The organism is Paraburkholderia sediminicola (genome assembly GCF_046030555.1).
Classification (GTDB): Bacteria; Pseudomonadota; Gammaproteobacteria; order Burkholderiales; family Burkholderiaceae; genus Paraburkholderia; species Paraburkholderia sediminicola_E.
This window is the reverse complement of the sequence record NZ_JAQQCH010000022.1, coordinates 85,503-104,403: the sequence shown is the minus strand read 5'-3', so window position 1 is coordinate 104,403 and position 18,901 is coordinate 85,503. Positions and strand designations below refer to the sequence as shown.

Genomic DNA, 18,901 nt, shown 5'->3' with positions numbered 1-18,901 from the left:
TTGAGGACATCTTCAAGCCGTCAAAGCACCGGTGCCGGCAGCACGCCGAGCAGTTGCTCGAATGCGACGCCGATCGCCAGCAGCCGCCGGTCCTCGCCGAGCGGTCCATCCAGTTCCAGGCCGACCGGCAAGCCGCTGGCGCTCATCCCCGCTGCCAGCGACAAGCCCGGAATGCCAGCCGTGCTGGCCGGATCCGTATTGCGCAGGAACGCGTCCATCGTATCGATCGACGCCGCACCATCGATCGATACGGTCGACGAGCCGTTCAGCTCGTCGATCGGCACCGCGGTGAGGCGCGTGGTCGGGAACAGCAGCGCGTCGAGACGCTCATCGGCGAACGTGGCGGCCACATACTGCTGCAAGCGCGGGCGCCACTGCTTCAGTGCGGCGTCGTAATGCGAACCGAGTACGTCGGCGAGCACGCCGTCGTAGATCGCGCGCACATCCGGGCTTGCGATGCGGGCCGCCATGTCAGCCACCGTCTTGACCGGTGCATCGTTGGCAACGAGCCATGCGAGTACATCTTCGCGCGGTTCGTGGATCGCGATCGGGCCGCCTATCTGGCCGTTCAAGGTTTCCAGCTCGCTCATCGCGACGGGTACGAAGATGACGCCCGCTGCTTCGAGCCGGCGCAAGGCGGCGCGCGCGACGTCTTCTACCTGCTTTTCGAGTCCTTCCCAGAGCGGCGCGGGCAGACCAATACGCAGGCCGTTCAGCGTGAGCGTGGGCAGCGGGCCTGCTCCGGTAATCACGCCATCGAGCAAAGCAATATCGGCGACCGTGCGCGCCATTGGACCCACGGTGTCGCGCGTGTGGCTGATCGGTACGACGGCATCCGGGTCGTGATAGCGCCGCTCAGCGCCGCCGTTACCGACCGAAGGACGAAACCCCGCGATGCCGGTCAACGCGGCCGGAATGCGGGTTGAACCGCCGGTGTCGGTGCCGAGACCGGCGGGCACGATGCGCGCGGCTATCGCGACGGCAGTGCCGCCCGACGAGCCGCCTGGAATCAGCGAGGGGTCATACGGATTGCGCACCGGTCCGGCATGGGGGGCGAGGTTCGTGCTGGTGATACCGAACGCCAGTTCGTGCATGTTGGCTTTGCCGAGCACGATCGCGCCGGCGTCCAGAAGCCGTTGTACCGAAGGCGCGTTCGTCTTCGGCACGAAGCCCTCCAAAGCGGGGGTGCCCGCCGAGGTCTGCAAGCCGGCCGTATTGATGTTGTCCTTCACGACGATGGGCAAACCGGCGAGTGGCAATTGTGCTTTTGCTTCGGGCGGCAACGCATCGATGCGCTGCGCGGCGGCCAGCGCACCGTCGAGATCGAGCGTGGTGAGTGCATTGAGAGTTGAAAGCGCCGCCGCCCGCGCCAGCAGCGTGGCCACGTAGTCGGCGGCTTGGAGGCGCCCGGACTGGATCGCGGCGACCGCTTCCGTTGCGGTCAGCGCCAACTGTTCATCAACGGTCCATGTCATCGCCAGCGTCCCCTTAACTAAAGTGACGCCTATTCTGGCACAGCCACTTGAAGACCGGCGCCGTGTAGGGCAACGTGACCCGCGTTTGCCGTTTGCCGTTTGCCGTTTGCCGTTTGCCGTTTGCCGGTTGCCGGTTGCCGGCTCGCAGGGCGGCAGGGCGGCAGAGGGCTTCCGGTGCTGCGCGTTTGAGCGGCGTGAGCGCTGCTATGGGTTCTTCAGGTGTTATCGGACGGACCTGGTGCCGTCATTTGCGGCTGTCGATCCACATGCGTCCCCAACGGAACGCATAGGCGAGCGCGTGTTCTTCGTCGAAGAAGTAATCGAGTGCGTCGAATGAGTAGGCCTGACCCTGGCTTGCAGAGGTTTTCTCGATGGTCAGGTTGGCGGCGAACAGGCCGTTGGGCAACTGTTGCGCAGCCGGTGCGACTTCGTAGCCCTTGTAGCGGATATTTGAATTCATGGTCGTGGCAGTGAGGGTGCCCGCGTGTGTTGCTGAGGAGCCGGCGCGCGGGACGCAATCGTGTGCGTCAGGCAACCGGTGAGTGAGCGGGCAGGATCAAGCGTAGGCCGCGCCGCGCAGCGGGTGAACCAATCTTTCGTCGTAAGCAAATCAGCGAGGGTCGGGAACGGTCTTCAGGTGGCCGGATCGGACCATAGTCGATGAGCGTGAAGACACTATCCGGCCATTGCTGGCGAATGGTCTGTTATGTGGCGCACGGTTTGGAACGGGCGGAGCGGCGGCGGCGGGGGGAACCGGCCGGTAAGGAAGGCGCGTGGACCGCAAGCCGCGATCCACGATGCCATGCGGTTCGCGTTTAAACCGCGTGCAGCAACCGGGTAGGGTGTGTTTCCTTGACTGCATTGCCGAGCGGCGCGGCCGCCGGCGTGCGATGCGCGTTGAACGCCAGAGCGAATTGCGCGGCCTGCTGGCCGACCGTGGCGAGCTGATCGACAACCTTGGCGTCGGAGCAGGTGTCGACGGTGTCGAAGCGCGTTTCCAGCGTGTTGATCCCGGCGCCGAACGGCGTGGGCCAACCGCGCAACGCGTGGACGATCGAGCGTAGCGAGGTCAGCACCGAGCCGGCGGCCTGCCAGCCATAAGCCGTGACAATACAGCCGACCGCGCGGCCATCCAGATACGGCCGCTCATCGGCGCGCAGTTCCTCGAGCGTGTCGAGCGCGTTCTTGACGAGACCCGAGACGCCGCCGTGATAGCCGGGCGTCGCGATGATGAGCGCGTCGGCATGGCGCACGGCTTCGATCAATTCGAGCTGTTCGGGGGTGCGTTGAGGGTTTTCCGGGGCATAGTGGGGCAGGCTATGCAGGAAGGTACCGCCAAACAGGCGGGTATTCGCGCCAGCGGCTTCCGCGCCACGCAGTGCAAAGCCAAGCGCGCGCTCGGTCGACGACGCCGCGCGTGTCGTGCCGCCGATGCCGATGACAAGCGGCCGGCGATGATGATCGAAACTGGTCAACGAAATGCTCCTTCGATAGCGGCTCACGGAACGCTGCCGCGGGGCTGCGGGCAGACGAACCGGGGCGAACCGGACTTTGAAGTGTCATCTTAATGACCGCCGCGAGCCGGGCGAAGCGACTTTTTGTTCTAACGATATAACCGCGTGCGGTTATCAACGGGCCAGCGGGTTGTCTGGCGCACGTTTCGATGCCGATACGCCGCCCCGTGCAATGCAGCTGAAGCCGTGCTGGATAAGCATATGGCGATCCATTGGTTGGGGGCGCGACGACGCACGGCTATGATCGAATCGTCTCCTCCATGACATCTCCTTGACATGGGACTCGGCCTCGCTACGTCAGTGGCGGGGCCTTTTTTTTGTCTGGTCTTTCAGTGGCGTAAGCGCTTGCCGCTTCACGATAAAGCCGTTTTTCGCATGCTACGATGGTCCGCGAAGCGATTCCCGGCGAGGTCGAGCACGCAATGGCAACCCTATATGACACGCTCGGTGTGCACGTGCACGCCACCGACGAAGAAATCAAGCGGGCCTACCGCAAGGCCGCGATGAAATGGCATCCGGATCGCAACAACGGCGCCGAAGAAATTGCGCGCGCCACCTTCCAGGAAATCAAGGACGCGTACGCGATCCTCTCCGACGCCGCGCAGCGCAAGGTGTATGACGCGGTCTATACCGAGCAGATGCGTGGCTGGGAGGCGCAGCGTGCACGCCAGCAAAAGGCGCAAGCCGAACGCGAGGCGGCGGCGCGTGCCGCGGACGAAGCGGCCTATGCCGAGATGGTTTCGCTCGCCATGCGTTTCGCCGACGACGGCCACAACCGCGATGTGCTGTTCGGTGTGCTGCTCGGCCGGCGATGCGACGCGCGGCGGGCCGCGCAGATCGCCGATAGTGTCTCTGCATTGCAGGCGTCGCGGCGTGAGGCCGAAAAGGCGGAGGTTGCTGCCGAGGCGGCCGCGAAAGCAGCGGACGTCTCTGAAGTTTCAGCCAACGCGCAGGCGGCAACCGCCAACGAGGATGCCGTCAATCATGGCACGCCAGGTCACCGCGCTCACGCGGGCAAGCGTGAAGAAAATGCAGGGGATGCCCATCCGGCCGGCGTCCTCGGCGGACTCTGGTTTCAGTTCCTGAACGGCTTGCGGTTTTGACGAGGCCCCGGGGTGTGGTTGACAGTAAAATGAAAGATTCGACTTCGCGCTCCCGGACTTCATCGCAACTGTGACGCGCAGTGCCCGTCGGTTGTGCGTCTCGATACACATTCCCGTGGCGCAACACATTAAGTCATCGTAGTGTCACGAGGGCGCAAGAGTGGGCTGGCAGAATTGCGCAGAGGGATAAGAAAAACACGGTACGGGGTGAGCGTGACCAGAAAATACAAGGTGCTGTTTCTCTGTCGCGAGAATTCAGCACGCGGCATCATTGCCGAAGCTTTACTGCGCGAACTGGCAGGACACCGGTTCGACGCGTTCAGCGCGGGGCCGGAGCCGGCCACGCGTGTACATCCCAGCGCGATCGCGCAATTGCGGCCCGGTATTTCGGACCTTGGCGTGCTCAGCCCGAAAAGCTGGCTGGAATTCACGGGCGAATGGGCGCCACGCATGGACCTCGTCGTCGCCATGGACGAGCGCGTTGCCGGGCATCATGCGCCGCGCTTTCCCGGAGAGCCCCCAACGTGCAGCTGGATCTTTGCCGATCCGCTCGCCGATGGAATACTCGAGCCGGAGCGAGTCCGTTCGTTTGAAAAGGTGTTCTGGCAGATCGTCCGGCAGGTCAGCACATTCATCGACTCGCCGCCGTACGCGGCGGCGGGAGGGCTTGCCGCGAGCCTCGAGGCGCCGGCTTGCGCCCGCGACGCGTTGTGAAGCATCCCCGGCGTTTCGTCCGGCTGAGCAATGCCAGACGCGAAACGCGGGGTGCGTTTTCACTGTGCGGTTTTCGGGGGCGTCATCGGGTCGTTGGGCGACATCGCGCGCATGTCGGTGTCGCTCGAGTCCATCATTTTCGACGGATTTCCGGGCCACATCGCTAGCGGGCTCGTGGCCGGGTCGCCGTGATACGTCATCCCTGCCGTGGGGGTGCCGTGCGCGTTACCGCCGCCCGTGCCACCCTGGCCGTTGCCGCCACCTTGTGCGAAGGCCCCACCGTAAGCCATGGAAAGCGCGGCGGTCGCGAGCATGATTTTAAGCATGGAATTGCGCATGATATTTCTCCTTGCGAACTCATCAGGTATTGGGGTTACTGCCCGTTACTTCGGCATCAGCACTTTGTCGACCACCATGATGACGCCGTTGCTTTGATAAACGTCGTACGTGGAGATGTCGGCGGTATGGCCCGCTGCGTCGGCGACGACGATATTGTGCGGTCCGTTTTCCATGAAAGTGAGCGGCTCGCCGTTGACGGTCTTGATTGACGCCTTGCCGCCGCCGGTCCTGATCGCCGTGTCCAGCTTGTTGAAGTCGTAACGGCCGGGGAGCACGTGATAGGTGAGAATGCTGGTAAGCATCGCCTTGTTTTCAGGCTTGACGAGCGTGTCGACCGTGCCGGCCGGCAGTGCCGCAAACGCTTCGTTGGTCGGCGCGAAAACGGTGAACGGGCCCGAACTCTTGAGCGTATCGACGAGACCGGCCGCTTTGACGGCGGCGACGAGCGTGGTGTGATCCGCGGAGTTGACGGCGTTGTCGACGATGTCCTTGCCAGGGACCATCGCCTGTCCGCCTACCATGACGGTTTCACCCGCCGCGAATACGCTGGAGGCGGCAATCGACAAAGCCGCGGCGGCAAAAACCAATTTTCTTTTCATGACCGGTCCCCTCAAGATGCAGCGCGTTATTACGCTGCTCTGACCGGATATACGGTGGGCCCAGGCATCTGGATGCAAATCGCCGGCGCACAACTTCTCTTCGCCAGCATAAGTGGCGCGAGCACGCCCGCGTCGACGAACGTGTCCGACCTGTCGTTGCCGCCAGAAAAGTACGGGCTATGCCTGTGCGCCAGCGGTTTAAGACGCTGGCGGCTTAGCGATTGTTCGGGCGCGCGAGCGGACTTCCCGCGAACGGGTCGTTTAGCCAGTCCACCTGTTTTCTCGGCTGCGGGGCAGGTGCCGGAGTAGCCGACAATTCGAAGTGGTCGATTGATTGACCGGCGCTAATTGCCTGTTTAAGCCATTGGGGCATTTCACCCTGGCCGTCCCAGCTATCTCCCGTTGCGCTGCGGTAGCGCTCGCCGGTTTGCCTCTTCGGTTCGGCCGCCAGCACCGCGGCGAGGTCTTCTGGTTTGATACCAAACTCTTCCATGCGGTGGCGGAGATACGCAATCATGCTATCTCGCTTCCTTTCGTCCATAAGATATTCGTCCTTCTAAAGCGTCCGGCGTTCTGTCAATTACAGATTGCGAGGGAAAGCCGCGAAAGCGTTGAGCCCACGTAAATGGGGTCCGCCCGCGGTAAAGTTATTGATCGAAGGAAATCCTGGTAGCAGCGTCAAAAAACGATGCCTCATAAATCGCGTTACTGCATTTGCCCGGCCAGGCCGCCTATACGGCTGGCCGCGCCAATCAGCGAATATTCAAGCGCTCCGCCACGCGGCAGGTACGGCTGGGTAAGCCCCACGGCCGCTATGGAAAGAACACTGATGATGATGCACTGATTGCGGATGGCCGGTCTCATGCCCACGCTCCGTCTCTCGCCGGTGCTTCGCGCGGGGCTGATTTTGTGCGTTATTCCAACATCATAGCGCACTGTTCGAGTAAAACACGCGCCAGCCGGGCTGATTTTGTTGTTGCATGTCCCTGATTGGCCTGCAGCCGACGCCGCTAGCACAACCTGCGCCGCCGGGATTGAAATCCTGGATGGCCGACCTATAACGGAACTGCGGAGCAACACTCTGTGTTTCCAGCCTGGTGACGACCGGTTCCGGTAAGCCGCGCGTGCATGCCGGACATCGGTTTCAGGTTTGGCAACTATTTACTCGTTTAGTTCGGTGACTCGCCGCAGCAGTCCCGCATAGGTATTCGCCCGTCCGTCAGTTCGATTTGGCGACATGACGTTTTTCGCGAATCAATTCTTTTTGGAGGGAATGAGCGCTGCTGCGCCGGATTCGAGGAGTCTGGACATGAAACTACGTTTATTGATGGCGTTGGCAAGCGCCGCGCTCTTGCTGATGCCGAATACAGCCGGCGCACTGGACAGTCAGCAGGACGACGCTGGGTCGGGCCGGGCGCTGATGCAACAGAATGCAAACGAATCAGCGCAAGACACAACCGACATGTCGTTTGGTGACACTGGGCGCGCCATGATGCCGGGTGCCCAACCGGTGCGGAACATCTCCTATGGCGGCGCGGCCGCAGGCGCGACGGAAGCGGGAGGCCGACAGGAACGGCCGTGCTCTTCCGGGCCGTAATGCAGAATCTATTTCGGTCAGTAATAGACCCGCATAGAGACCGGCATAAACCGGCAGTTCAGGAGGCGGTGGGGGAGCAGCACGCACCGCCTCTAACCAATCCGCGCACGAAATCCCTGTCGAAATACCCACACGCCCGACTGCGTTTTTACGGAGTGGTCAGCGAGCGATTTAATACGATGTTAAGGTGTGTTCTGTTCAGGTCTTCACCGGTTCATTTTCCGGCCACAATCATAAGCAGGCAAATAGCGCCTGCTTTTTTAATTGCGATTGGCTGTCCGTGAATTGACTAGTCCTGCATGACTGCTCCAATCCCACCCGTTGTTTAGTTACTCGCAAACAATACTATGTTGATGGAAGATAATCTGCCAGCGAGCACTGCCTCGCCGGACGATGGCGCCTCGTCGTCTCTGCGTTCGTGGCTCGCTGTTGTGGCCGTTGCAATCGGTGCGTTTGCATTCGTGACCACGGAGTTTTTACCCGTTGGATTGCTGCCGCGCGTCGCGGCGGATCTGGGCGTGCTGCCGGGCACCGCAGGCTTGATGGTCACGGTGCCGGGTGTGATTGCCGCCGTCTCCGCGCCTGGTTTGATGCTGGTAGCCGGGCGGATGGATCGCCGGCGTGTATTTCTATTGCTCACGGCCTTGCTGCTGGCGTCGAATCTGATTTCGGCTTTTGCGCCCGATTTTCTATCCATGCTGCTCGGACGCGCGCTGCTCGGGGCGGCGTTGGGCGGATTCTGGACCCTGGCGACGGCCGCATCGGGCCGCCTCGTGAAGCCGAAGGATTCGGCCAAAGCCATGGCAACGATCCTGACCGGCGTGACCTGTGCGACCGTGATCGGTGTGCCGCTCGGCACATTTATCGCCAGCTTCGCGTCGTGGCGTGCTTCGTTTATGGCAACCGGCGTGCTTGTCGCGATCGCGCTCGTCGCTCAGTTTGTCTTCGTGCCGTCCTTGCCGTCGACAGCCGCATTGCGGATGCACGATCTCGTGGCGCTGCTGCGCCGTTCGCATCCGCGTAGAAGCATGCTGATGGTCGCGCTCGTATTCGGCGCGCATTTCTCCTCGTACACGTACATCACACCGTTTCTGCTGCGTAACGCGAATCTCACGATGTCGACGATTACGTTGCTGTTGCTCGGCTTCGGCATGATTGGGTTCGTCTCGAACTTCGCCGTTTCGTCGACAGTGACGCATAACCTGAAAATATCCGTGGGCGCGATGGTTTCTCTGCTCATGTTCGCGCTGTTCGCCATGCCGCTGCTGCAACAATCACCGATCGGCGTCGCCGCGCTCGTACTCGCGTGGGGTGTTTCGTTCGGGGCGCTGCCACTATGTTTCAGCATCTGGATTCAACGCGCTACGCCGGATTCGCCGGAAGCGGGCTCGGCGCTGTTTGTCAGCATCATTCAGGTGGCGATTGCGCTGGGGTCGCTCATTGGCGGCATGGTGGTCGACCACGTCGGCATTCCTGCCGACTTTCTCTTCGGCAGCGGTTTGGCGCTGCTGGGGCTCGCGGCGCTTATGAGTTTTGGGCGGCGCGAGCAGGTCGTGGCTGCGGAATCGATAGCGTGTCCGGCGTGTACGGATTAGCGTTATCTGCTTGCGTCATACGGGTTCGATAGCGGCTGGCTAGAGGTCAAGCACAAGGTCCGATTTCGGGCGGCTGCAGCAAAGTAGCCGCAATCCTTTATCGATTTCGCGTTGCCTGATGCCGCCGTTATGCTGCATATCAACGTCGCCCTGCAGAAGAGCGGTTTTGCAGGTTCCACACAGACCTTGCCCGCAGGAAGACGGAACAGGCACGCCGGCTTTGCGAGCCGCGGCGAGCACGGTCTCGGTACTCTCCATCGAGAATATTTTCCCGGAGCGTGCAAGCCGGATGCTGAACGACTGCCGGCCATTGCCCGTTATGCTGCAAGGCTGGGCAGGAGCGGCCTTAACGCCGCCTTCGGCAATGCCGGCGCCGATGTCGAAGCTCTCCTGGTGATATCGGGCCGGGTCATGACCGCCTTGACGCAGGATTTCTTTGACTGAGTGCATGTAGCCCGCGGGGCCACACGTGAATACTTCCCGCTCGCGGAAGTCGGGTACAGAACGCTCCAGCAACTCAAGTGACAACCTGCCAATGGATCCGCTCCAGTCGGGTTCGATGCCAGGACTTTCGCATATGTGAATGACCTTGAGTTGGTCCGCTGACGCGCTGAGTTGAGATAGCTCGTTTCGAAAGACAATGTCCGCGGGCGTTCTCGCGCTGTGCATGAACACGATGTCACGGTTGAGTCCAAGATCATGACCCGCGCGCGTCATCGACATCAGCGGTGTCACGCCTGATCCGGCGGAAAGATAGAGCGATTTCTTCGCCGGATACGATGAAGGCGTGAACACCCCCGAAGGGCCGTAGGCCTGCAACGTGCTCCCCGGGATGAGGTTGTCGTGCAGCCAGTTCGATACGACCCCTCCCGGTACGCGCTTGACCGAGATGGACATCGTGTACGGGCGTGTGGGGGGCGAGGATATCGTGTAGCAGCGTGACAGCGATTGGCTGTTGATGTCGACTGATATCGTAATGAATTGGCCCGGCTCGAAGCTGAACGGCACACCATTGTCGGCACTGAAAATAAACGTTTTGACGTCGTGTGTTTCGTCAATGTTGCGGCAACATACCAGCATGCTCTTCTCGGAGCTGGTCCATTGCGTGCCGGCGCGCTCCCACATGGCACTGTCGGTCAAGCGGTCTTCGAAAACCTTCGGCGAGCGCGTGTTGGCGTGTGTGTCTGCAAGGATCATGGCCGACACTTAAATCCCGTGTGCTGTGAGGCGGGCCGCGTACCACTGAGCAAACAGGTCCACATAGGTCTCTGTAAAAGGAGAGAAGGGGCCGGGCTCATAGGCCGGGTCCTGTGTCCCACGGTAGTTGATTGCAACGAGGCTGGCATCCTGGCTATTTGTCGCAACCCAAACTTCGGTCAAGGTATTCAGGTCGTAATCAACGCCTTCCACTGCATCCTGATGGACCAGCCACTTGGTACGAACGAGCGTCTTATCCGGTGCCAGCGGGATGATGTAGGAGATGACCGCATGGTCGCTCATCACATGCGTCCACGAATTGTGGGTCCACATATGCACATCGCCGAGGTCACGGCGCTGCAACTCGCCGAAGAGCTTCTTGCTCGCCACCCTGGTGTCCATTGTTTGCGATTCGCCATTTCCGGCGATAACCAGGCGCTGCGTCCGGAAGCTGGTGGCGGCATCGGGGTCAAGTCGTTCGAACGCGTTGCAAACCCATCCATCCTTTTCCCAACTGGAAACGCTCGCGGCGTTGCGCGCGTGGTATGCGTCGAGTGCGCGTTGGGACTCCTCGCTTAAGCCCTGCGGACAGAATCCAAAATCTTCCGGAAGGAAGGACGCTGTCAGTTCCGGGTGCGTCGCACCGCAGTGATAGCACTCCCGGTTGTTCTCGATCACGAGCTTCCAGTTGCCGTTCTCGATAATTTCGGCCTCGTAGGCAATTTTTGTTCGTGTCAGGTCGTACGGTGCGAACCTTGGGACCATCGTTTCGTCGAGGATATCGATGTCGCCGGGCGCGTCGTCCGATAAGCACACGAAGATATGCGTGCCGACAATCAGTGTCTTCACCGGAATGAGACTGCGGCATGAGCGGTCGAAATCCATGCCCATGTGGGTCGTGTGCTTCAAGCTGCCGTCGAGTGCGTATGTCCATTGGTGGTAAGGGCAAACGAGCATGCCGACCGTGGATTTCCCTGCATCTTTGAGTCGGGCTCCGCGGTGTCGGCACACGTTCCGATACGCACGGATATTTTCGTCGTCGTCGCGCAGAATCAGAATCGATGCCTTTCCGATGTCGACGGTAGACACGTCGCCTGGCTCCGGAATGTCGGCGGTGACGCCAACGAGAATCCAGTGCTTATGGAAGAACACATCGACGTCGGTTTCGAACACGTCATGCCGTCCGAACAATTCCCCGGGCATGCCGTGGCCAGGTTTGCGACTGTGCGTCAGTTCACTATGAGCTTTAATATTTGCCACCGACATCGATTGCCCCTTACTGGATTGACAGTCGTGATGCCGCAGCATCAACGTGATGAATCCAGTATTGGATCGACGATATTGACCGTCAATGCGCTTTATTCTCGCTCAGGCATTACTTTAAGTTATGCGAAGACTACCCACTTTGCCGCTCGGAGGGCGCTACACTGCCGCGTAGCCATTCAATCACGAGATTCGTTGTGGGTGTAATCGCGCGACCGTGAGGGATGACGACGAAATACGAATCGCTGACCTTAACCGTCGCCTCTGTGAGACGCACCAGCGCGCCGGACTCAAGCTGTTGGGTCAGCAGTCTGTGCCAGCCCAGCGCAACACCTTGCCCATGCAGCGCAGCTTGAATTGTGTCCGTGTACAAGCTGCAGCGTAGCGCGTACTGCAAGCGGGGTGGTCGCAAGCCGACGGCTTCAAACCAGGTCTCCCAACCCATCCACCCTTCGGAAGTCGAATCGGAGTCGATTAACTGTGCCTTCGCGAGCGCCGCGAGAGATTGGGGAGCCCCGTTCTCCTGCAACCAGGCAGGCGAGCAGACCGGGAATACTTCTTCATCGAACAACAGCGACGATGTGCCGTCACGCCATTTACCGTTGCCGAAGCGGACGGCGATGTCCACTTCATTGTGTCGCAGGTCGGCAGTAAACATCTGGGTCGTCAAACGAAGCTTCAATTGCGGTTGAAGGCGTTTCAACTCGGGCAGCCTGGGTAGGACCCGGAACTGGGAGAAGGCCGCCGTGGTGGCAAGTATCAACTCCTGTTGCGCGGTTCCGTCCAACAATCGGTCGAAGACTCCCGCAATCCGTTGCATCGACTCCGCCACCACGACGTAGAGCGCTTCACCTTCGCTCGTGAGCTTGATTGAGCGGTGCAGACGATGGAAAAGGCGAACACCAAGGGACTCCTCGAGGAGTCGCACCTGTCTGCTCACGGCGGCTTGCGTGACCCCAAGCTCGTTTGCGGCCAGGGTGAAGCTACTCAATCGGGCAACAGCTTCAAATTCGACGAGGGCGGTCAGCGACGGTATCAGTCGTCGATATCCCTTTGCACCTTGGGTGACCAATTTCATGTTCTCGTTGTAGGGAAAAGGCTGGCACGAAAAACGGCAGGGCCGACACCGCCTGCCGTCGATGATATTCGAGAATTGCCGGCCACTCCCCAACTTCGTAAGAGCCGCTTATGAACAGATAAACCGGGGCTTACGGAGGCTCGCCCCGAATTCTGTCTGGGTACCGTCATTAACATCGCGTCACATCCAGATACGCCAGCGCGCGAAAAACGCACATTCAAGGTGCGTCGCTGCGAACCTGAGGGTACCAACATGCAGAACCTGCCTTATGGCCAGATTTCCCGAGGTGACTCGCCCGTCCTGGTCGTCACGCCGCATACCGGGACGTCGCTGCCGAATGAGTTATTGCTCAATCAGGCCTGGTTGCCCGTCAACGGGCGCCAGGCGGACCCTTTCGGAGCGATTCTGCAAACGGCCGCGTCGAAAAGGGGGATGACGCGCATGTCCGCTTTATATCACCCGTGCGTAATTGACTTCAACGTCGCGCTCGATAGTCGGCCGCTTTCCTCAAGGCTCAATCGCGTCGGACTATGTAGAACCCATACGTCGAGAGGTGAGGCGCTGTACGCGCAAGGGCGGGAGCCTTCCGAGGCGGATGTGAACGCGCGTGTGGACGAGTTCTGGAAGCCGTTCCACGCGGCGCTCTCGAAAGAGGTGCTGCGACTGCGCAGCATGCACGACAATGTCCTTCTTCTTGTCTCGCATGCCAGCTCGTGGCTGTCGCCCTATCCGGAACAACCCGGTGCCGCGGAATGTAATATAGGAACCAACCGTGGCGCATCGTGTGACAGACGTCTTGTGGCCGCAATGACGGAGTCGGTGCAAGCGGTCAACCGCTCCTGGGTGGTCAATGGCAAGCTTGCGGATGCTTTTGCCGCGCAACATTATGGAATCCCCGCGGCGGGTGTTCATGCGATCGAGGTCGAGGTGGCTGGCCGCTGGCGATTGGATTGCGAACAGCAAGCTATTGCCCTGCAGGGAATCAGCGCGGATGATGTTGCCCTGGGCAACGCACTGGATGCGCTCGAAGTTGTCTTGAGAGCGATGCCCAGCAACGAACAAACCACTCAGGCCGGTTTGGCGCCTGAGGGGCGACTTTAAAAGTACGTCAGGGAAGTTGCTTTGCCCGGGCGGCTACCTAATTACATTTCGCTGCCACTTCGCCGCCGACCATGAAAGAGAGCGTACCTGAACAGTATCCCGACTGGGACCTGCTAGCCAGCTGGGTGGCAGTGGTGGAGGCGGGTTCCATTTCAGACGCAGCAAGCCGGCTCGCCATTTCGCAGGCCGGGGTTTCCCAGCGCATCAAGGCATTGGAGACGATTCTGGACACCACGCTTCTGGACCGTGCGACGCGGCCGGCTCGTCCCACGGCTGCAGGCCAGCGGCTCTTCGAACATGCGACCGTTCTGTTGCAGGGGGCGGACCAGATGGTCGAGAGCGTGCGCAACGTGACCCGAGCGAAACGCGTCGTCGTTCGACTGGGTTGCGTTGATTCGTTCGCGGCCACGATCGGTCCAATCATCATCAAGGCCCTGACGGGCACCTCGCATCAGATCCGCCTGTGGTCCGGCATTACACCGACGCTTGACGGTCAGCTTGAAGCGCGTCAGCTCGACATGGCGGTCACAACCACAGGCCTTGCGCACGCGCCCGGTATTCGCCGACAAAAGCTGTTCTCTGAGCCTTACTTTGTTGTCTTGCCGAAAAGTTTCGAGGTTGACCACTTCACGACACTGGCGGACCTGAGCCGACATCTTCAGTTCATTCGCTACAGTGCCCGGTCGATAATCGGACAACACATCGACGCGTATCTTGCCGCGAACTCGGAAAACGTCGAGCGAACCTGTGAATTCGATGCGACCGACCCCATGCTCAGTCTGGTGGCTGCGGGCCTTGGCTTTGCCATCACCACGCCGCTGTGTGTATGGCAGTCCCGGCATTACGTGCCGGAATTGCGCGTTGTTCCGTTGTCGGCCTTCTCGCGGCACGGTCGTCCTTATACGGGCCTCAGCCGCTCGTTCTTCCTCGCGTTCCGGGAAAACGAACTTGGTCATCTCCCAACAGACTTATACGACCTGCTTCGACGGGCCTATGAGCGCCAGGTTTCGCGCGACATCGCGAAGGCGCTTTCCCTGCAGCCTGAAGATGTTTGTCTGCCGGAAGAGCAGTAGTGCAAAGGGGCTTGCTACTGGCCGCGTCTGAAAGACTGGCTCATGTTCAATGTCCAGATCTGCCCGGTGGCGCTATCAATCACGCCGTGAAACACACCTAGCACCTCTTCAATGGAAATCGTCGCGGCAACGCGATGCTCGATCCACAGGCCGTGAACCAGGGCCATCGCCTGGATTGCGTAGATATTCGCGATCGCCGGGGCGCATCCCGCCTGCCTTAAATCATGCATGAAGTTTGAGCGAAGCCGCCGTGAAAAGGCCGCACAGAGCCGCTGGACCTCCTGATCGTGAGCGGATGAACTCCACATATGCGGCCAGACATTGGCCGCGCCGGGACTCATCACCTCGTCGCTAAAGCACATGTCCGCGGTGAATTTCATGCGTTCAACCGGATCCGCAATCCCGCGTCTCCCGGCAGTCAACTGCTCCCGAACTCGCCGGATGAGGTGGACAAACGTCTTGTAGACAAGGTTGTCCTTATTCTCGAAGTGATGGTGCACGAGGCCGACCGAAACGCCGGCGTGCTCGCTGACCTTGCGAATGGTGAGGTTCTCAAGTCCAAACAGCCCCACGACTTCGAGCGTCGAATCGATGAGCTTGAGCGGCATTCCTTCGTACTGAGCCGAGTCTTCCCTGCGAGCATCGCTCACGGCTGTCCTGGTTTTCGCGTCCTGCATGCTCAATTCATCCTTCATAGGGTGATGCCCAAGCCGGCCGTTCCTGGGTGACTCGAAATTGCTTGCCGAAACGCGTGGTTTGCCGGCGACGCTTTCTCGTTCGCGATGGTACATCCGATGGAATCTGGTTGAACACCCGTTCAACCAGAAATGGAGGCCCGTCAAATCATGAGTATCTTCGATGTTGAACGATTGTTCATTTGTGGCGTGTGTTTTCATGCCGGTGTTTACCCGAAAAATCAGTAAATACGCTCAAAAACGCGCCGACAACCCTCAAAAAGTATTTTTGACCGGCTAAATTTCGGATATATAGTGACATTCGTGATGTTTGTGCTGAACGATCGTTCAATATATTTGGCGTTCCGAAGCCGCCTTACCGTGGAGTCCCGTGATGTCTGCCACTGTTCCGTCATATGTCGGCTACCCGGATTGAACCGATGCTTAGCCCGGGTCGCCTTAAACATCCCAACGTCAACGCTCTATCGGTGTGGGGCGCGGAGTGGGCATCGGCGACCACGGTGGTGCTCAGGAAGGCAGCAGCTTGCAGCGGCGTCTACCCGTACCTCGCGCGAGCCGTACGGTGGTCGATCGTAACGGTGAGCATGACGCTTCCATAACCATGGCAGATTCAATCCATAACTGCGGGTTGATTAAAAAGCGCTTCATTTTGCTGCGACTACGCTCGAAAGTGTAGTTCTCCATCGCAGCGAGTTAGCCGCATAGCCCCGTCTGATAAGGGGAAACCCGTGATAGACGCCAGCCTGGCCTGCGGCTCATTGAATAGCTTTTCTAAAGGAGTAGGCGTGATTTCAGGTCCTCAATTCCCGCTGCCGGCTAACGAGCCGGAAGTGCACTTCGGTCGCGGAACGTCGGCGGCCAGCGAACTGACCAAGGCACTCGAACAACGCGATGTCGTTGAGATCCCGACTGTCATCGGTGGCAAGCGCTATTTCTCGAATGACGTCGTGGAAGTGCGTGCGCCGCATGACCATCAACGATTGCTCGCCCGCATTCACCGGCCGTCCGAAGCTCAAATCAACGAAGCCATCGCCAGCTCAAAGGCGGTTGCGCGTGATTGGGCGAATCTGACGCACGCAAGTCGCGCAACCATTCTTCATCGGGCGGCGGAAATCGTCGCGACGCGCTCGCGTATGAAGATCAACGCAGCAACGATGCTGGGCCAGAGCAAGACCGTTGAAGAGGCCGAGCCGGATAGCGCCTGCGAGCTCATCGATTTCCTGCGATTCAACGCCTGTAACGCGCAGCGCGTTTACGCGGAGCAGCCGATGTCGGTTTCGACCGCGGCGAACCGTATCGACTGGCGCCCTCTGGAGGGCTTCGTTTACGCCGTATCGCCGTTCAACTTCACGGCCATCGGCGCAAATCTGACGACCGCACCTGCAATCATGGGGAATCCGGTGCTCTGGAAGCCGTCTGAGAAGTCGGCGTTGGCCAACTACATCTTCTTCGAGGCACTCGAGGAAGCCGGCCTGCCGCCAGGCGTGATCAACTTTGTCCCAGGTGAAGCTGAATTGACCACACGCCTCGCGCTGTCGTCGCGCGATCTCGCAGGTATTCACTTTACGGGTTCGTCGGCAGTGTTCCAGTCGCTGTGGAAGGGCGTCGCGTCGAAGGTAGATTCGTTCCGGACGATTCCGCGTCTTGTCGGCGAGACCGGTGGCAAGGACTTCGTTCTGGCGCACCCATCCGCCAACGCTTCCGAAGTCGCCATTGCCTTGATTCGTGGCGCCTTTGGATATCAAGGCCAGAAGTGCAGTGCGGCATCCCGCGCGTACCTGCCGAGAAGCCTGTGGGGCGCTGTCGAGCGGGCATTGCGTGACCGTCTTGCGGAACTCAAGGTCGGCGATGTCGCCGATTTCAGCACCTTCATGGGGGCAGTGATTTCGCAGGCGTCCCATCAAAAGCTCAGTCGTGTCATTTCCGCGGCGAAGGAAGACTCCGCGGTCAAGGTTGTCTCGGGTGGCAAGACCTGGTCCGAGCCGGGTTACTTCGTCGAGCCGACCGTGCTTCGGGTGACGGACCCGAAACATGCATTGATGACCGAGGAACTCTTTGGACCGGTTTTGTCGGTCTTCGTGTACGAAGACAACGCCTGGTCGGAAACCCTGGAACTCATCGATGCGACGAGTCCGTATGCGCTGACAGGTTCGATTTTCTGCACTGACCGCTTCGCCCTGCATCAGGCAGAAGAGGCACTCGTCAACGCAGCGGGCAACCTGTACCTGAACGACAAACCGACTGGCGCCATGATCGGTCAGCAGCCGTTCGGCGGTGGCCGGGCAAGTGGCACCAATGACAAGGCCGGCTCGTATCTGAATCTGCTTCGTTGGGCATCACCGCGAACCGTTAAGGAAACGTACCTGCCGACACGCGACTGGCAGTTCGGCGCGTAGGCGTGTCTTACGGTTTCCTCTGAGGAGAATTTCGATGTCGATCATAGTCTCTTTCAAAAACGTCCAGAAGACCTACGACGGCGAAACGCTGGTCGTGAAGAATCTCAATCTCGAGATTGAACAGGGCGAGTTTCTGACGATGCTCGGACCGTCGGGGTCTGGCAAGACGACCTGTCTGATGATGCTGGCCGGCTTCGAAACGGCCACTCACGGCGAGATTCTTCTTCAGGGAAAGCCGATAAACCGCATCCCGCCGGAGCGACGCAACATCGGCATGGTTTTCCAAAGTTACGCGCTTTTCCCGCACAAGTCGGTTACTGAGAATCTGGCCTTTCCGCTGAAGGTGCGGAAAGTGCCGAAGGACGAAATCGCCCGGAAGGTGAAGAGGGCGTTGAACATGGTGAACATGGAGAAGTTCGCCAGCCGGATGCCTGCGCAGCTTTCCGGCGGCCAGCAACAGCGGATCGCCGTTGCGAGAGCGCTTGTTTTCGAGCCGGCGCTTGTGTTGATGGACGAGCCGCTCGGCGCGCTGGACAAGCAACTTCGTGAGCAGATGCAATATGAAATCAAGCAGATTCACGAGCAGAGCGGTTTGACTGTGGTCTACGTGACGCACGACCAAAGCGAAGCGATGACCATGTCAGATCGCATTGCCGTGTTTAACAACGGCGTCATCCAGCAACTCGCCTCGCCATCCGAGCTGTATGAGAAACCGGAGAATGCGTTTGTCGCGCGCTTTATCGGCGAAAGCAACGAGTTGAAAGGCGTCGTGTCGGCCGTGGACAGTCATCGCTGCACGGTCAGTATCGACGGCGGACACGAGATTCGCGCGAGCACCGGTGCGGCGCTTCGCGCGGCCGGCAGCGCCAGCATCTCGTTGCGCCCCGAGCGCATCGCTGTGGGCGAACAGGCGCGGGGCTGCGACAACGTCTTCAAGGGCGGAGTGAAAGACCTCATCTATTACGGTGACCATCTTCGCGTTGTGATGCAGGTGTGTGGTCGGAATGACTTTATCGTGAAGCTCCCCAACGACGGAGACGCGCGTCGCTTGCGAGTGGGCGATTCCGTTGAAGTCGGATGGATGACCGAGGCGTGCCGGGCATTGCAATAACGGTCAAGTAGCAAAAGTAGTCCCACTTATTTTCTCAGCAACCTGATCTTC

19 protein-coding genes are annotated in these 18,901 nt (G+C 59.9%); 8 read left to right on the top strand and 11 right to left on the bottom strand.

Annotation, left to right across the window (positions count from 1 at the left end; all coding sequences use genetic code 11):
• Positions 1–20 precede the first annotated feature (20 nt).
• The 3 genes from iaaH to PQQ52_RS26825 all read right to left on the bottom strand — a co-directional run bounded on the left by iaaH (position 21) and on the right by PQQ52_RS26825 (position 2,950).
• Entirely contained in the window at positions 21–1,475 is a 1,455-nt protein-coding gene (iaaH, locus tag PQQ52_RS26835) for an indoleacetamide hydrolase (protein WP_408218104.1), read from the bottom strand.
• A 244-nt stretch (positions 1,476–1,719) separates the two neighbouring features.
• Positions 1,720–1,935, bottom strand: a complete 216-nt coding sequence (locus tag PQQ52_RS26830; RefSeq protein WP_408218102.1) for a DUF6566 family protein — start codon at positions 1,933–1,935, stop codon at positions 1,720–1,722.
• Between the two features lie 355 nt (positions 1,936–2,290).
• On the bottom strand, positions 2,291–2,950 hold the full coding sequence (locus PQQ52_RS26825; RefSeq protein WP_408218099.1) for an NADPH-dependent FMN reductase: 660 nt from the start codon (positions 2,948–2,950) through the stop codon (positions 2,291–2,293).
• Positions 2,951–3,411: 461 nt separating this feature from the next.
• Between PQQ52_RS26825 and PQQ52_RS26820 the strand changes: the two genes are divergently transcribed.
• A complete protein-coding gene (locus tag PQQ52_RS26820; protein WP_408218096.1) occupies positions 3,412–4,092 on the top strand; it encodes a J domain-containing protein in 681 nt (226 codons plus the stop codon).
• A 213-nt stretch (positions 4,093–4,305) separates the two neighbouring features.
• Positions 4,306–4,806: an arsenate-mycothiol transferase ArsC gene (locus PQQ52_RS26815; protein WP_408218093.1), complete on the top strand. Its 501-nt coding sequence runs from the start codon at positions 4,306–4,308 to the stop codon at positions 4,804–4,806.
• A 59-nt stretch (positions 4,807–4,865) separates the two neighbouring features.
• On the opposite strand, the gene PQQ52_RS26810 is transcribed toward PQQ52_RS26815, so the two are convergent.
• The 4 genes from PQQ52_RS26810 to PQQ52_RS26795 form a co-directional block, all read right to left on the bottom strand.
• The gene (locus PQQ52_RS26810) at positions 4,866–5,144 is read right to left on the bottom strand and encodes a hypothetical protein (RefSeq protein WP_408218090.1); all 279 of its coding nucleotides are present in this window, start codon (positions 5,142–5,144) and stop codon (positions 4,866–4,868) included.
• A gap of 45 nt (positions 5,145–5,189) precedes the next feature.
• A complete protein-coding gene (locus PQQ52_RS26805) occupies positions 5,190–5,744 on the bottom strand; it encodes a fasciclin domain-containing protein (protein WP_408218089.1) in 555 nt (184 codons plus the stop codon).
• Positions 5,745–5,958: 214 nt separating this feature from the next.
• A complete protein-coding gene (locus tag PQQ52_RS26800) occupies positions 5,959–6,285 on the bottom strand; it encodes an H-NS histone family protein (protein WP_408218087.1) in 327 nt (108 codons plus the stop codon).
• Positions 6,286–6,449: 164 nt separating this feature from the next.
• Complete coding sequence (locus PQQ52_RS26795; RefSeq protein ID WP_408218085.1) at positions 6,450–6,608, bottom strand: hypothetical protein; 159 nt, start codon at positions 6,606–6,608, stop codon at positions 6,450–6,452.
• A gap of 373 nt (positions 6,609–6,981) precedes the next feature.
• Here PQQ52_RS26795 and PQQ52_RS26790 point away from each other — a divergent pair, with 373 nt between their 5' ends.
• A complete protein-coding gene (locus PQQ52_RS26790) occupies positions 6,982–7,341 on the top strand; it encodes a hypothetical protein (protein ID WP_408218082.1) in 360 nt (119 codons plus the stop codon).
• A 347-nt stretch (positions 7,342–7,688) separates the two neighbouring features.
• Positions 7,689–8,936 (top strand): MFS transporter, encoded by a 1,248-nt coding sequence (locus PQQ52_RS26785; protein ID WP_408218079.1) that lies wholly within the window; start codon positions 7,689–7,691, stop codon positions 8,934–8,936.
• A 39-nt stretch (positions 8,937–8,975) separates the two neighbouring features.
• Here the strand turns inward: PQQ52_RS26785 and PQQ52_RS26780 are convergent, their stop codons facing one another.
• From PQQ52_RS26780 to PQQ52_RS26770, 3 genes are all read right to left on the bottom strand, one after another.
• Positions 8,976–10,133, bottom strand: coding sequence for an FAD-binding oxidoreductase (locus PQQ52_RS26780; protein WP_408218077.1), 1,158 nt, complete (start codon positions 10,131–10,133; stop codon positions 8,976–8,978).
• Between the two features lie 9 nt (positions 10,134–10,142).
• A complete protein-coding gene (locus PQQ52_RS26775) occupies positions 10,143–11,399 on the bottom strand; it encodes an aromatic ring-hydroxylating oxygenase subunit alpha (protein ID WP_408218075.1) in 1,257 nt (418 codons plus the stop codon).
• 130 nt (positions 11,400–11,529) lie between these two features.
• Positions 11,530–12,474 carry a LysR substrate-binding domain-containing protein gene (locus PQQ52_RS26770; protein WP_408218072.1) on the bottom strand — a complete coding sequence of 315 codons (945 nt, stop codon included), beginning with the start codon at positions 12,472–12,474 and terminating at the stop codon, positions 11,530–11,532.
• 252 nt (positions 12,475–12,726) lie between these two features.
• On the opposite strand from PQQ52_RS26770, the gene PQQ52_RS26765 reads away from it, so the two are divergent.
• Both PQQ52_RS26765 and PQQ52_RS26760 read left to right on the top strand, forming a co-directional pair.
• Positions 12,727–13,575 carry an N-formylglutamate amidohydrolase gene (locus PQQ52_RS26765; protein ID WP_408218069.1) on the top strand — a complete coding sequence of 283 codons (849 nt, stop codon included), beginning with the start codon at positions 12,727–12,729 and terminating at the stop codon, positions 13,573–13,575.
• A 71-nt stretch (positions 13,576–13,646) separates the two neighbouring features.
• Positions 13,647–14,648, top strand: coding sequence for a LysR family transcriptional regulator (locus PQQ52_RS26760; RefSeq protein WP_408218066.1), 1,002 nt, complete (start codon positions 13,647–13,649; stop codon positions 14,646–14,648).
• Between the two features lie 14 nt (positions 14,649–14,662).
• On the opposite strand, the gene PQQ52_RS26755 is transcribed toward PQQ52_RS26760, so the two are convergent.
• The gene (locus PQQ52_RS26755) at positions 14,663–15,544 is read right to left on the bottom strand and encodes a TetR family transcriptional regulator C-terminal domain-containing protein (protein WP_408218063.1); all 882 of its coding nucleotides are present in this window, start codon (positions 15,542–15,544) and stop codon (positions 14,663–14,665) included.
• Positions 15,545–16,128: 584 nt separating this feature from the next.
• On the opposite strand from PQQ52_RS26755, the gene pruA reads away from it, so the two are divergent.
• A complete protein-coding gene (gene pruA, locus PQQ52_RS26750; protein ID WP_408218061.1) occupies positions 16,129–17,739 on the top strand; it encodes an L-glutamate gamma-semialdehyde dehydrogenase in 1,611 nt (536 codons plus the stop codon).
• 34 nt (positions 17,740–17,773) lie between these two features.
• The gene (locus PQQ52_RS26745) at positions 17,774–18,850 is read left to right on the top strand and encodes an ABC transporter ATP-binding protein (RefSeq protein WP_408218058.1); all 1,077 of its coding nucleotides are present in this window, start codon (positions 17,774–17,776) and stop codon (positions 18,848–18,850) included.
• Positions 18,851–18,901 lie beyond the last annotated feature (51 nt).

Excerpts from the sequence above, each read along its gene's own strand:
- iaaH (WP_408218104.1), bottom strand. The coding sequence starts at position 1,475 with ATGACATGGACCGTTGATGAACAGTTGGCGCTGACCGCAACGGAAGCG.
- PQQ52_RS26830 (WP_408218102.1), bottom strand. The coding sequence starts at position 1,935 with ATGAATTCAAATATCCGCTACAAGGGCTACGAAGTCGCACCGGCTGCG.
- PQQ52_RS26820 (WP_408218096.1), top strand. The coding sequence starts at position 3,412 with ATGGCAACCCTATATGACACGCTCGGTGTGCACGTGCACGCCACCGAC.
- PQQ52_RS26810 (WP_408218090.1), bottom strand. The coding sequence starts at position 5,144 with ATGCGCAATTCCATGCTTAAAATCATGCTCGCGACCGCCGCGCTTTCC.
- PQQ52_RS26805 (WP_408218089.1), bottom strand. The coding sequence starts at position 5,744 with ATGAAAAGAAAATTGGTTTTTGCCGCCGCGGCTTTGTCGATTGCCGCC.
- PQQ52_RS26800 (WP_408218087.1), bottom strand. The coding sequence starts at position 6,285 with ATGGACGAAAGGAAGCGAGATAGCATGATTGCGTATCTCCGCCACCGC.
- PQQ52_RS26795 (WP_408218085.1), bottom strand. The coding sequence starts at position 6,608 with ATGAGACCGGCCATCCGCAATCAGTGCATCATCATCAGTGTTCTTTCC.
- PQQ52_RS26790 (WP_408218082.1), top strand. The coding sequence starts at position 6,982 with ATGACGTTTTTCGCGAATCAATTCTTTTTGGAGGGAATGAGCGCTGCT.
- PQQ52_RS26785 (WP_408218079.1), top strand. The coding sequence starts at position 7,689 with ATGTTGATGGAAGATAATCTGCCAGCGAGCACTGCCTCGCCGGACGAT.
- PQQ52_RS26780 (WP_408218077.1), bottom strand. The coding sequence starts at position 10,133 with ATGATCCTTGCAGACACACACGCCAACACGCGCTCGCCGAAGGTTTTC.
- PQQ52_RS26775 (WP_408218075.1), bottom strand. The coding sequence starts at position 11,399 with ATGTCGGTGGCAAATATTAAAGCTCATAGTGAACTGACGCACAGTCGC.
- PQQ52_RS26770 (WP_408218072.1), bottom strand. The coding sequence starts at position 12,474 with ATGAAATTGGTCACCCAAGGTGCAAAGGGATATCGACGACTGATACCG.
- PQQ52_RS26765 (WP_408218069.1), top strand. The coding sequence starts at position 12,727 with ATGCAGAACCTGCCTTATGGCCAGATTTCCCGAGGTGACTCGCCCGTC.
- PQQ52_RS26760 (WP_408218066.1), top strand. The coding sequence starts at position 13,647 with ATGAAAGAGAGCGTACCTGAACAGTATCCCGACTGGGACCTGCTAGCC.
- PQQ52_RS26755 (WP_408218063.1), bottom strand. The coding sequence starts at position 15,544 with ATGAAAACACACGCCACAAATGAACAATCGTTCAACATCGAAGATACT.
- PQQ52_RS26745 (WP_408218058.1), top strand. The coding sequence starts at position 17,774 with ATGTCGATCATAGTCTCTTTCAAAAACGTCCAGAAGACCTACGACGGC.